A 13,147-nucleotide genomic window follows, 5' to 3' on the forward strand; every position below is an offset into this window, starting at 1 on the left:
TGCCGGTTCGAAGAGGTCGCCCAATAGCAAAAGGGCCTCTCCCCCGCGGGGTGAGGCCCTTGCCGCTCTAAAGCGAAGGCTTGTCACGCTACATCCCGGCCTAGAGGCTGCCGTCGTTCTCCGCGACCGTGACGGCCTGGGCCGCCGGGCCTGTTTCGATTACCGAACTCGCGACTTGGCGGGTCCAGCGGTCGAACTCCAACTCATAGTAGGCCGAGGTCTGATTGTCGAGGACAATCAGAGTCACCGTTCGATTCGTTTCCGCCATCGCGAAGCCGACGTCGGCCTTCGTCGCGATGCGCAGGTCATTGATCCCGAGAATATAGGTCCCGACCTCGATGCCCATCTCCTCCGCAATGGAGCCGGGAACGACCGACGTCACGTAGATCCCATAACTCTCCACCGGTTCGCCGAAGATGCCTAACTTCGGACCCCGAGCCGCTGCGTCGGTCAGCGGTGCCGGAGGATGCGGCGGGCAAACGACGTGCGGGGGACAGGGCGGCTTGATCTCCGGAAGACAGGGCTCGGGCGGACAAATCGGCCTCGGAGGACAGATCACTTTCGGAGGACAAGGCTCAACCGGCGGGTAAATCACCGGCGGGCGGATCGGCGGGAGAATGATCTTCGGAGGGCAGGGCCGAACCGGCGGGTGAATGACCGGCGGGCGAACGGGCGGAAGAATGATCTTGGGCGGGCAGGGCTTCACGACTGGCGGATGAATGATCTGCGGGGGATGAATCGGCTCGATCCTGCGCTGCCCGCCGCCAATTCCGATTTGAAACCCCCCGCCACGTTTGTTTCCGATCCCGATTCGAATACCGCCCTGATTGCCGAAGCGGTTTCCCGCGACCGCAGCCGCCGATTTGAACCCGCCCTGACTAATGCCCCGAACCCAAGGCGGAGCCGCCTCTGCCGTGGCAACTCCCATCGCCGCAAATCCGATCAGCGACACCAAACCCAAAAAGACCTTGCTCGTTCGCCCCACTCTAGTCATCTGTCTTCCCCGTCTTGAGAAACGTGTGTGTTGATGAATGAGTCGAGAAGCGACGCCTGTGCCGAACTCTTGCCGCCCCCGCAAAAATCGACGTAATGCACTTCAAAATAAAGGCTTACAACACATCTCTCTCGACACGCCAGAAAACGACCCCGAGTCGCCTCTGTTATCAATAAGGTGTCACCATCGAATCATATTGTTGTTATTTCGCCCTTTCAACAATCCGATCGATGTCACACTGAAGCACTCGTTTGGACCGCGATTTTCGTGATTCGTGTCGTCCCGCGAGACCCATTTGGTAGGCTGACGCGTTGGAGTTCGTGTCCGCTCATCCACGCGAGGAAGTCAGCGATGGCTCACACGCCCGGCTTGAAGACCAACGATCAAGACCTGCTTAAGGACCTTGACGCCTTCCGGATCGATTCCGGCGATCCGGTCCTCTCATTCGAACGCCGGCTGGCCAGAGAGAACGGCTGGACGGTGCGCTTCGCTCGCCGCGTCGTCCGGGAATACAAGCGGTTTGCCTTTTTGGCGATGCACGCCGGGCATTCTGTGACGCCTTCTGAGGAGGTCGATCAGGCTTGGCATCTGCACCTGACATATTCGCGTTCTTATTGGGAGCGATTCTGCCCATTGCTCGGCGGTCCGCTGCACCATTGCCCGACCCAGGGCGGGCCGGCCGAAGGACGAAAGTTCTTCGAGCAATATGAGCGGACGCTCGCCTCATATCGCGATGTCTTCGGCGAAGAACCCCCGAGCGATGTGTGGCCGCCGCCGACCGAACGATTCCAGAATGCGGGAGCCGGGTTATGGGTCGATCAATCGCAATATTGGACGATCCGCAAGCCGCGCTGGTGGAGCCGTCGGCGAGGCGTCTCGACGTCCGCCGGTCTCGCGCTGCTGCTCGTGCCCGCCGCGGCGGTGTGGAATCCGTTCGACCTCAACGCGATCGAGTTCCTAACGTTTTACGGCACTCTAATGATCTCAGGGGCCTTGATCGCACTGATCCTCAAATTCTCGAATGCTTCGACCGGAGAACTGGAGGATTGGCCGCAACAGCAAGACACGTTCGAGGCCGCCTGCTTGGCGAACGGCCCCGACGGCGCGGCGGCTGCCGCATTGGCCGGGCTGATCCAGAATGGGTCCCTCACACTTGAGCGAGTGTCCCATCCGGGCCTCGGCGGGATGTTCGGGAAGAAGCTGAACCATATAAAAGTCGCCGGCGACCTGCCCCCGGACGCCTCGTCGATCGAAAGAGATATCTATGCAGCCAGTGCGGTATCGGAAGGGGGAGTCGATTTGAAAACGGTCTTTCACGCCGGCAAGTCTCGTGGCCGGAATATCGAGACCGATTTGCAAGAGGCTGGACTCGTCCACCCCGATCCGAATGCGAGTGCGTTTCGACGGGCGTTGCCGGCGGGCCTAATGACCGTGGTGACAGTGATTGGCGGAATGCGAATTCTGGTCGGGCTCAACCGAGAAGAACCGGTCGGAGCGATCACCGTCCTGACAATTATCTCTCTGATTGTCACGATCGCCCTCGCCGCACGCGGCTATCAGACGGCAAGAGGGAATCGCCAGTTGAATCGCCTGAGACTGCAAGCCACTGACCTGAAGTCCGCCTGCCGTAACGCGATCGATCAGCGTTCCGGACGTGACGTCGCCCTCGCGACGGGTCTGTTCGGAGTTGGCATTCTCAGCACCACCAATCTGAGTGACGTTTCCGACGCAATGACGGCGGACCAACTCATCCGCTCGAGCGGTTACGGAACGGACGCCGGTGGCGGATGCGGCGATGGAGGATGCGGCGGTGGAGGTTGTGGCGGTGGAGGTTGTGGCGGGTGCGGGGGCTGTGGTGGCTGCGGCGGGTAACGAGAGTGTCGACCCGCGCGGTTGCGATCACGTCTCCGTCTGAGGTCGCCGCTTCGGGGTGGTCGAGCGGGCGAAAATCTCCTCACCGACGACACCCAGGCTGAACACGCCCGTTGCGACTCCGGCACCGATGGGACCGCCCACGACGCATCCGACACCGGCGGCCGTGACGAAGCCGGCTCCCCGTCCGGCGAGCGTCGCTCGCTGTGGGCTCAGGCCGTTCGCTTCGCCCAGCTTTTCGGTTGCCAGTTGCGTCGCGTCAGCCGCCCAGTTCCAAGGAGAGGCGATCGACTTCGTGACCGCCTTGACCGCCGATTTGCGAAGGACCGTTCCAGCAACGCCACGGAGCGTCATCCGCATGACAGGCCCCGCTGTCCGCCGAACCTGTTCCGAACGAGCACTGCCCGAGACGCACCAATTCGCGAAGTGCTCGCAGTTGTTCCAGACCAGACAGTAGCCGGCTTCGCCCACGCGAGAGCGAGCTCGGCGGAGAATTTCCTCCCGGTCGACCGGGCCGTCATGCCTCACCACCAAGATTTTGTCGACCGGGCCGAACCGCTCCAGAGCGACTTCGCGGATGACCGCTTTGAACTTGGTACGCACGGACGAATCGAAATGGACGACCTGCCCGTCGCCGACGTAAATGCCGTGGTGGGTGTAACCTCCGGCGAGCCGCGTCGAGGCAAGGTGGTCGCCCGGCTCGAAGCGATCATCGGTTGAGGCTTTCGGATCGTTCACGACTGCGGCTCCGCGGGTGGTAATGACTTAGACTCGCATTCTACGTCTGAAGTGGGATCAGCCAAGGTGTTTGCTTCGAAGGAGGCTGTTAGTTCCTGTCGACTTTGAACCTGCTGCTTCCGCAGGCGGATCATTCCGGCAATCACACAAACCGCAATTCCGCCGAGGAATCCGACGGTATAGCTGGTGTTGTGGGCCGTCCAGACGGCTTCAATTTCGTTGCCCAATCTTGAATAAGAGAGAGAACCCATCGTCGCCGCGGCGATCGCCGACGTACCGAACAGCCCGGCAACCAACGGCAGAACGTTGCGCAGCGAGAGTTTCGGCCACGGTCCGACCCGGGCAGAAATCGCCAGCGGCACGCCGAGCATCAATCCGACCCACCATGTCGCCGCCGTGCCCCAGGCAAGAGCCACGATGTTAGGATTTCGCGATTCAACCAGCACCGGGTGATAGGGTGGGAAGAAATAGTCGATCGCGATCCGAGCCGTGACCATGTCATGCGCGACGCCATAGGTCATCGCGGCGAGGACCGCAAACAGGACGATGCCGTACGATTGAAATCGATCGGAATTGAAGAACTTCGACATTGATCGCGTCACCCGTTTAGCCGCGCCCGACAGGAAGCGTGCGACCATAATATAACGGCGCGCCCCCTCTCGGTCGTGGCTAAACACGAATGCGATTTGCCCGCTGACTTAAATCATCCCGCGGCGCTGTAATTCGGTAACGACCGTCGAAATGACTTCGGCGATCTCTGCGATGTCGCTCTCCGCCGCATCGCCGACGGGACAGCCGCCGACCGGTTCGTTGGTGAAACCGTGTTCGGCGAGCAGACATTGCAACGTTTTCCGCAACACTTCGAGATCTGCCGCTTGGGTCTCGGACTGCGGCATCCGCCCTTTGCCCATCTGAAATCCGCGGAGTTCAATTGCGGCGCGGATGCCGTTAGGGAACTCGGCGTGATAAACGATCGCGTCGAACAGCCGAACGATATCGTACTGCAACCGACGGGCGTCTTCGATTTGATGCGATTGCGTCAGGTCGAACAGCCGGGTGACAAGTTCAGGCACGATACCCGCCGAGGCGTTTGTGCCGCCGTCGGCCCCTGCAAGCAGCATCGGCATTAAGGCGGCATCCCAACCGGTGAGAAAAGAAAACTCGGGCCGGTTCGGGCGGACCGCATCGATCATGCGAATCATGTGCGGCAGATCGCCGGAGCTGTCTTTAATGCCGATAATACGCGGACAGTCTTCGCTTAATCGCCGCACGGTCGTCACGTCGATCGGCGACGCGAACATCGGAATGTTATAGAGCGTCACGTCGATCGGGGAATTGTTCGCGATCTCGGCGAAATAGGCGTAAACGCTCTCCGGACCGAGCTTGTAATAGAAGGGGGCGACGATCGCGACTGCCGCCACGCCGAGTTCGGCCGCGTGCTCGCACGCTTTCAGTGTCTCTTTCACATTGGCCTCAGCCGCGCCGGCGAGAATCGGCACGCGTCCCGCCGTCTGATCGGCCACCATTTCGGCAATACGTTTGCGCTCCTCGACCGTAAAGCGAGTGAACTCGCCCGTCGAGCCGTTGGGGTACAATCCATGCACCCCTTTGGCGATCAGCCAATCAATATAGCGACGGGTCTCGGCTTCGTTGACATCGCCGTGCCCGTCATAGCAGACCATATTGGGGACAAAGATGCCGGACAGTTTAGCGGTGGTCATGGCGAGCTGAGTGACACGAAGGGGCGATTGAGGGTTTGACCTTAGTTTAGCCGCGACCGCGAGGGAGCGCTCTTGTTTATACCCCGTATCAAACCGACTTCCGACCGAACACACGGATTGTAAGGAATATCGTGGCGAAACCGATCGGCAGGAGCAGCCAGGGCGAGACGCCGAAGCCGCTGGGGACATAACCGCACACCAGGGAGATCACCGCGACCGTCACCGCATAGGGAGCCTGAGTGATCACATGACGCAAGTGATCGCAACCCGAAGCAGCGGATGAGAGGACCGTGGTATCGGAGATCGGCGAGCAATGGTCACCGAAGATCGCCCCGGCGAGAACCGCGCCCACCGTGCCGAGTTGCACGGCAGAGAACGGCTCCGGCACGCCTCCATTCAGATCCGCGGCGATGGCCATCAAACTCGGGATTAAGAGCGCCATGGTCGTCCAACTGCTGCCGATACAGAGCGCAACGACTGCCGCCAACACAAACGCGATGGCAGGAAGCATCGCCGGCGATACGATCCCCGTGGCGAGTCCACTTAAGTACGTGGCGGTTCCGAGATGATCCGCATCGCATATTGTCGCGATCGCCCAGGCGAGGATCAATACCGTCACAGCTTCGACCATACTTTTCACGCCTGTCAGCCAACCGGCGACGAGTTCGGCCAGCGATGTGCTGCGCGTTGCAACACCCATTAAAACGGCAATGGCCGATGCCGCGGCCGACGCCAACAGCAGCATCCGCGTGGAGTCGGAGCGATCGAGAATATTTTGGACGGTATACTCGACCGGCTTCGCTTCGAAAGATGAATCTATATTTTCTGCGGCAATACTCGAAGTGCCGGCCCAGATCATTCCGGCGGTGAGCGAGATTAGAAGCACGGCTAGTGGGACGGCCGCATTCCAGATGTTCGGTCGCGCCTCGTTTGCATTGTGCTCGACGGAGGGATCAGTAGTCGCAGCCGGGGCTTCTTCAATATCGCGAGCACGAGCTTCCGCCTCTCGCATCGGACCGAAATCGCGGCCCGTCCAACCAATTAAGAACACGAAGGCGATGAGATAGAGCGGATAGAAGCGATACGGCAGAGTGGCCAGGAAGATCGCGTAGGCGGAGTCTGGATTTAGCCCGGCCTCCTTGCATCCCTCGCCGATATAACCGATCTCCACGCCGACCCACGTCGACACAATTGCGAGCCCCGCGATCGGGGCAGCCGTGGCATCGACGAGAAACGCCAGCTTCTCACGCGAGATCTTTAGTCGATCGGTCAGTGGCCGCATCGTGCCGCCGACGAGAATCGTGTTCGCATAATCGTCGAAAAAGATCAGAAAGCCGGTAGCCGCCGTTAAGACCTGCCCGCGCTCGCGCGTCGTGGCAAATTTCAGCAGCGGCTGAATTAAGCCCGCCGCACCACCGCTCCGAACCAGCACGCCGACCAGACCGCCGAGGAAAAAGGTCATTAAAATGACCTGCATATAAAACGGATCGGCCGCGGAACCATCGACCGGCACGAGAGCCCCGACAATATAGGTGTCGACCGTGCGCACCGCCGCGGTAAAAGGTTGCCAATCTGCAAGTGGCAACGCCCCGGCGAAGATCGCACCGACAAGGGCAACAATCACCTGCCGCGTCGCAATTGCCAGAATTACCGCCACGATAGCGGGCAGCAGGGAGAGCCAACCGTAATCGGAGATCGCGACCTCTGAGCCATCGGCCGCATTGGCGACCGCCGCATTAAGAATGAGGGCACAGAGCCCGATGAGACAGCTGAGTGAGTTTTTCAAACGATCGACCCGGACGGAAGCGTCAGCGTGAACTCCGTCTCATTCGATTCTTCCAAATATCGAATCGCCCCACCCGCCATCTCCGCGATCCGCCAGGCCTTCGGTAGTCCGAAGCCCAAGCCGCGTCCCGCCTGCCGGCCGGAGAAGAAGGGGTCGAACAGGTGTCGGCGTTCGACGTCGGTAAATCCGGTGCCGTTGTCTGCCACTTGAATCTGCGTCGTTGCGCGGTCGTCTTTCTCAACTGAAGTTGCAGCGACTTTAATCGCTCCATTCTCAACGGCGGCATTAATCGCATTCTCAATTAAAGCGGTAATGGCGACCCCGATTTGATTTCGATCCGCAAAGATTGAAATTGATTCTTCGCATTGAATCGAGATGGTGCAGGGGACCGCCGCCGCGCTCTCTTGCAGTGGCGGCAGAAGTTCTTGAAGCAGGGAGGCGAGTGGAAAGACCGTGGGTTCCGGCTGCGGCGGACGGGCGAAGAGCATCGCGTCGCCGATCATATCGCGGATGCGATAAGCCTGCGCACCGATCGTGGCGAGCGATCGCTTTCGTTCCGGATCGGTTTCATCCGCCAACAGCATCCGTGCTCGACCGGCAATCGTCGCGGCGGGGTTGTTAATCTCATGCCCCGCGCCCGCGGAGAACTCCGCCATCGCTTCGAGCTTCTCTTCGAGCAGGCGACGCTCGAACTCCTCAACCGACGGCCGGCGATCAAGTTCCATTGCCTGTGCGAGCAGCCGCTCGATCAGCATCCGCTCCGGTTGCTCCAGACTGACGGCTGGGTCGAACGCGAGTCGCCATTCGCCGCCGGGTGTTTGGAGAGCGATCTCCGATTGCAGGTCGTTCCGCTCGACCTCGTAACCGGCCACGAAGCACGCACGGCCTTCCACCGCCACGACCGCCCGTGCCGATCGACCCGATCGCGACGCCTCGGCCAGCGTGACCCGATTTGCTGCGAACGCCTCGCGCAACGTTTCTGCTAGTTTCGGAAGGAACTGCTCCGTCGACCGGATCGGCAGCAAACCGAGCAGTGCTCGGGTTGCATCCCCACGGGTTTCGGGTCGCGGCTCGGTCGACACGGGCCAGTTTCTCAAGGCTCAATCAATGGGAAAAGCCCACGGGTCACAACCCGTGGGCTTTGGATTTCATCGCAATGACGCGTCCCGCTCAAGCCGAGACGGTTTCCATGTCGAGTTGGCGGCAAACGCGGCCGAGCAATGTTTCAACTTCGAACGGCTTTTGCAGGAACTCATTCGCTCCGGATGCTTTGAGTTCGTCGATCTTGTCCCGCTCGACCATCCCGCTGATGCAAATGATCTTCACGTCATCGAGGCTCGAATCGCTGCGGACCCGCTGGCAGACCTCTTTGCCGTTGATGTCCGGCAGCATCACGTCCAGCACAATGATGTCCGGATGATACTCCTTGACCATCATGCCGGCGTCAAAGCCGTTGTTCGCGGTGCGGATTTCGAACCGGCCGTCCGCGTCGAGCACGTCGGTGATCAGGTCGACCAGTTCCGGATCGTCATCCACGATCAAGGCCTTGCGGCGACCGCTTTCGAGGGCATCGGTCGGGATGCCGTTGTCCTTCATGAACTTGAACAGCACATCGCGCGGGATGCGGCGGAACCGCGACCCCGGAACCCGGAAGCCCTTGAGCTGACCGGAGTCGAAGCAACGAATAATTGTCTGTTGGCTGACCTTGCAAATCTTGGCGGCCTCGCCGGTGGTGAAGACGGTCTTCATGGCACTCCATCGGTCCTAATTCTGGGCCCTGCCCGTCAACAAGTTGAACGGGCTGCGGGGAAAGTTCCCCGATCGGAAGACTCCTCCTTGACGGGCGACCGCCACCATGCGGCCCGCCGTTCCGATCACCGAAGCCTGCGAACAACGCCGACTCCGTGAAGGTGGGATAATTGAATCGGGTTTGAGGGTCAATAAGACTTTACCCGATTTATCATTCATACCGATTGTATCTATTCCCCGGCGTTGCAAAAACTTCAACAAGCGGCCGCAACCGCCTCATCCTCGCAAAGCCAGTTTTCGCAGAGAGTTACGCGAACTACGGCCCTCACGATTTCCGATCGGTCGACAGGAGGTCACGTCGTCGCACGCGACGGCTCCCGCAAATAAAGCATCAGCACGGCCAAATCGGCGGGCGTGATCCCGCTGACTCGACCCGCCTGACCGACGCTCGCCGGAGCGACGCGAGCCAGCTTCTCGCGGGCTTCGTGCCGGAGCTGCGTCACCGCCGCGTAGTTGAAGCTCGGCGGGATGCGAACGTTGTCGATCTTCCGCAACTTCTCGATGTCGGCCTGCTGCCGCTTGATGTAACCAGCGTACTTCACGTCGGTGACGAATTGCTCCACGGCCCGAGCGGGCAGCCGGAGTTCGCCCAATCCTGGGTCCCGATTGAGTAACTCCTCCCATGTGACGTCGGGCCGCCTTAGCAGTTCCTCCAGCGTGTGGCCCTGATGCCGGTGCTCTCGGAGGTATTTTTCACCCCGCCCGATCTGGGCCTCGTGCTGCTCCAACTGGCGGACTCGCTCGCCATCGACGATACCCGCCTCGTGGGCGAGCGGGGTCAGCCGGCGGTCAGCGTTGTCATGCCGCAAAAGGAGCCGATACTCCGCCCGGCTCGTAAACATGCGATAGGGCTCATCGGTCCCCTTTGTGACGAGATCGTCGATCAGCACGCCGATGTAGGCTTGAGAGCGATCGACCACGAATGGCTCCCGCCCCGCGACCTTGAGCGCCGCATTCGCTCCGGCGATCAGTCCCTGTGCCGCGGCCTCTTCATATCCGGTGGTTCCGTTGATCTGTCCGGCAAAGTAGAGCCCGTCGACGCGCTTCGTCTCCAATGTCGCAAACAACTGCGTCGGCGGGGCGAAGTCGTACTCCACGGCGTACCCGTACCGCATGATCTCCGCCCGCTCCAACCCGCGGATCGACCGCACCATCACGTCCTGCACATCTCGCGGCAGGCTTGTCGAGATGCCGTTGCAGTAGAACTCGAGCGTGTTCCGGCCCTCCGGCTCCAGGAAGATCTGGTGCGAGCCTTTGTCGGCAAAGCGGACGACTTTGTCTTCGATCGACGGGCAATACCGCGGCCCGGTCGAATTGATCTGCCCGGAATACATCGGGGCTCGCTCCAAATTCGCACGGATGACATCATGGACCCCCTCATTGGTTGCGGTCAGCCAGCAATCCATCTGCGGCTGCGTGATCGCCTCGGTCAAAAAGGAAAAGGCCCGCGGGTCTTCATCCCCCGGCTGCCGCTCCAATGAGGAGAAATCGATCGTTCGCCCGTTGATCCGGCAGGGCGTCCCCGTCTTGAATCGCTCCAGCTCGAAGCCCAATTCTCTCAGCGCGCCAGATAACCCTTTCGTTGTCCCTTCGCCAGCCCGACCGCCTTCGGCCTTCGCCTCCCCCGTATGCATGATCGCCTGCAGAAAGGTGCCGGTGGTGACCACCACGGCTTTCGCGTGGTATTCGGCGTTGCCTTTGACACGGACGCCTTTGATTTTGGGGCGAGAGTCTGGAGGCGAGTGTCCAGTGCTCTTGTCCGCTTTCGGCTCTCCGCTTTCCGCTTTCGCGATCTCCGGTCGCTGACGCTCTCGGCTCGCCTGATTTCCCTCTGGCCTCTCGTCTCTCGACTCTCGACTCTCAACGATCAGTCCCTCAACCGTCTCCTGCCGGAGCGTGAGGTTCTCGTATTCCTCGGCGCGGAGCTTCATCCAGAATTGATAGGCTTTCTTGTCAGCTTGGGCGCGAGGGCTGTGCATCGCGGGGCCTTTGCCGCGGTTGAGCATGCGAAACTGGATGCCCGTCGCGTCGATCGCGCGGCCCATCTCCCCGCCGAGGGCGTCGACCTCGCGCACGATCTGCCCCTTCGCCACGCCCCCGATCGCGGGGTTGCAGCTCATCGCCCCGACCTGGTCGACGTTCATGGTCAACAGCGCCGTCTTCGCCCCCGCCCGCGCCGCCGCGAACGCCGCCTCCGTCCCGGCATGCCCGGCTCCAATGACCACAACGTCGTAGGTGTAAATGCTTCGCATTTGGTTGAGAGTTTGGGGATGAGAGTTGAGAGTCGCACGATTTTAAGTCTGCACGACATCGTACGCGTCAGGCTGTTCGGTTTGCAGTGACATCGCCTCCCTCTGACCTCTCGTCGCTCAACTCTCAACCGGCTGAGCAACGCTCAGCCCACTCTTGCGACAGCGGATGGACAGCGCATACTCAAAGCGATCCACTCATTCCAAAGGAGGCTTCTACGATGTCCGAAGTTCGCACCGCTGCTGTCACGCTCAAAGGTAACCCCATCGATTTGGTCGGTCCCGAGTTGAAACCGGGGGACAAGGCTCCTGATTTCACGCTGCAAAACACCTCACTGGAGGAAGTCTCGCTCGCCGACACGGCGGGCAAAACTCGGATCATCGCCACGGTCCCCTCGCTCGATACCTCAACCTGCCACACCGAGACGAAGCGGTTCAACGACGAGGCCGCCAAGCTCGATGCCGTGGTCTACGTGGTCAGCATGGACCTCCCGTTCGGCCAAAAACGCTGGTGCGGAGCCGAGGGCGTCGAGAATGTCCACACCTTAAGCGCCCACCGCTCGACCGACTTCGCCGAAGCCTACGGCGTGTTAATCAAAGGCGGCCCCCTCGACCGCTGCACCTGCCGAGCGGTGTTCGTGGTGGACGGGGATGGGACTGTGAAGCACGTGGAGTATGTGGGCGAGATCGCGGATGAACCGGATTATGGGAACGTGTTGGGGGCGGTTTGAGTGATCGGCATTCGGGTATCCCAAAACTTAAGAGCCGAGAGGCGGGACAAATCAATCACCGATGGCAATTCCTGACTATCAGACCGTGATGCTCCCATTTCTTCAGAACTTAGCAGACGGTAGCCCGAGGCGAACGCCTGAAATGCGTGAATGGCTTGCCGACCATTTTGAGTTATCTGACGCCGAGAGGGAGAAATTGTTGCCGAGCGGGCAAGAGCCCGTCTTCTCTAACAGGTTTGGCTGGGCGAGGACATACCTAAAGAAATCCGGATTAATTGATTACCCAAGTCGTGGAGTCTACCAGATCACAGACTTGGGTAGGAATGTCCTCGCCGAAAATCCAACCGCGATATCCACTGAGTATTTGCGACGTTTCGAGCCATTCCGAGAATGGATCGGCAATAGCGGTGACAGCGATTCCAATCTAACTGAATCCACAGAGTCAGACGAATCGCAAACGCCCGACGAAAAACTCGAAACTGCATATCGGACACTTCGCGACTCTCTCGCGAGCAACATTCTTGAAAAGCTTAAGTCGGCTACTCCCAGCTTCTTTGAGCGAGCTGTCGTCGAAGTGTTGGTAGCTATGGGCTACGGAGGCTCCATCGCTGACGCCGGGCGTGCCGTAGGACGCAGTGGCGACGGAGGCATAGACGGAATCATCAAAGAAGACCGCTTGGGGCTAGACCTAATCTGCATTCAGGCGAAACGTTGGACGAACACTGTCGGCCGTCCAGACATCCAAGCATTCGCTGGGTCGATGGAAGGTTTCAGGGCTAAGAAAGGTGTCTTTATTACCACATCTGCGTACTCACGCGAAGCATACGCTTACATTGATCAGATTGAACGCAAAATTGTATTAATCGACGGTAAGCAGCTCGCACAATTTATGATTGACTTTAATGTGGGGGTCACCCCTGACAGAACTTATATAGTTAAGCAGCTTGATAACGACTACTTCGAAGAAGAGGACTGACGCGAGTCCGGGTAACCCGGACGCTATACGTCCGGGTCGCGCAGCGACAAGAGGTCCCGGAAGGGTGCTGGCACTTCCGGCCACTGTCTGAGAGCAGATTAAACCCTGAGACCTCTCGCGACGGCGCCGCCCGGTTCTATAGGAACCGGGCCACCCAGATTCAGGGTTGCTCTCGCGCATCCCGACGGCTGGCGCCTCGGGCTTGTATCGTGTTTTGTCTCTCACCCCTCACCTCGAAACACTCACCTTTCTCACTGCCTCTCACCTCTCA

At 60.0% G+C, this 13,147-nt stretch carries 11 protein-coding genes; 3 read left to right on the forward strand and 8 right to left on the reverse strand.

Features of this window, described 5'->3' with window-relative positions; translation table 11 throughout:
• Window positions 1–100: 100 nt before the first annotated feature.
• The gene (locus tag Pan189_RS15985) at window positions 101–928 is read right to left on the reverse strand and encodes a PDZ domain-containing protein (protein WP_145364960.1); all 828 of its coding nucleotides are present in this window, start codon (window positions 926–928) and stop codon (window positions 101–103) included.
• A 417-nt stretch (window positions 929–1,345) separates the two neighbouring features.
• On the opposite strand from Pan189_RS15985, the gene Pan189_RS15990 reads away from it, so the two are divergent.
• The gene (locus Pan189_RS15990) at window positions 1,346–2,866 is read left to right on the forward strand and encodes a TIGR04222 domain-containing membrane protein (RefSeq protein ID WP_145364961.1); all 1,521 of its coding nucleotides are present in this window, start codon (window positions 1,346–1,348) and stop codon (window positions 2,864–2,866) included.
• A 27-nt stretch (window positions 2,867–2,893) separates the two neighbouring features.
• Here the strand turns inward: Pan189_RS15990 and Pan189_RS15995 are convergent, their stop codons facing one another.
• The 7 genes from Pan189_RS15995 to mnmG form a co-directional block, all read right to left on the reverse strand.
• Window positions 2,894–3,604, reverse strand: coding sequence for a lecithin retinol acyltransferase family protein (locus Pan189_RS15995; protein ID WP_310820614.1), 711 nt, complete (start codon window positions 3,602–3,604; stop codon window positions 2,894–2,896).
• Window positions 3,601–4,194 (reverse strand): hypothetical protein, encoded by a 594-nt coding sequence (locus Pan189_RS16000; protein WP_145364963.1) that lies wholly within the window; start codon window positions 4,192–4,194, stop codon window positions 3,601–3,603. The genes Pan189_RS15995 and Pan189_RS16000 overlap by 4 nt, the downstream gene beginning before the upstream one ends.
• A 108-nt stretch (window positions 4,195–4,302) precedes the next feature.
• Window positions 4,303–5,325: a dihydrodipicolinate synthase family protein gene (locus Pan189_RS16005; RefSeq protein WP_145364964.1), complete on the reverse strand. Its 1,023-nt coding sequence runs from the start codon at window positions 5,323–5,325 to the stop codon at window positions 4,303–4,305.
• Window positions 5,326–5,413: 88 nt separating this feature from the next.
• Complete coding sequence (locus Pan189_RS16010; RefSeq protein WP_145364965.1) at window positions 5,414–7,111, reverse strand: Na+/H+ antiporter NhaC family protein; 1,698 nt, start codon at window positions 7,109–7,111, stop codon at window positions 5,414–5,416.
• Window positions 7,108–8,193 (reverse strand): sensor histidine kinase, encoded by a 1,086-nt coding sequence (locus tag Pan189_RS16015; RefSeq protein WP_145364966.1) that lies wholly within the window; start codon window positions 8,191–8,193, stop codon window positions 7,108–7,110. Before Pan189_RS16015 ends, Pan189_RS16010 begins: the two co-directional genes overlap by 4 nt.
• Window positions 8,194–8,281: 88 nt before the next feature.
• Window positions 8,282–8,860 carry a response regulator gene (locus tag Pan189_RS16020; RefSeq protein ID WP_145364967.1) on the reverse strand — a complete coding sequence of 193 codons (579 nt, stop codon included), beginning with the start codon at window positions 8,858–8,860 and terminating at the stop codon, window positions 8,282–8,284.
• Between the two features lie 353 nt (window positions 8,861–9,213).
• Window positions 9,214–11,172, reverse strand: coding sequence for a tRNA uridine-5-carboxymethylaminomethyl(34) synthesis enzyme MnmG (mnmG, locus tag Pan189_RS16025; protein WP_145364969.1), 1,959 nt, complete (start codon window positions 11,170–11,172; stop codon window positions 9,214–9,216).
• Window positions 11,173–11,390: 218 nt separating this feature from the next.
• Between mnmG and tpx the strand changes: the two genes are divergently transcribed.
• Both tpx and Pan189_RS16035 read left to right on the forward strand, forming a co-directional pair.
• Window positions 11,391–11,900, forward strand: a complete 510-nt coding sequence (gene tpx / locus Pan189_RS16030) for a thiol peroxidase (RefSeq protein ID WP_145364971.1) — start codon at window positions 11,391–11,393, stop codon at window positions 11,898–11,900.
• A 61-nt stretch (window positions 11,901–11,961) separates the two neighbouring features.
• Window positions 11,962–12,876 (forward strand): restriction endonuclease, encoded by a 915-nt coding sequence (locus Pan189_RS16035; RefSeq protein WP_145364973.1) that lies wholly within the window; start codon window positions 11,962–11,964, stop codon window positions 12,874–12,876.
• Window positions 12,877–13,147 lie beyond the last annotated feature (271 nt).

Origin of the sequence: Stratiformator vulcanicus, from assembly GCF_007744515.1 — a bacterium.
GTDB classification, from domain to species: domain Bacteria; phylum Planctomycetota; class Planctomycetia; order Planctomycetales; family Planctomycetaceae; genus Stratiformator; species Stratiformator vulcanicus.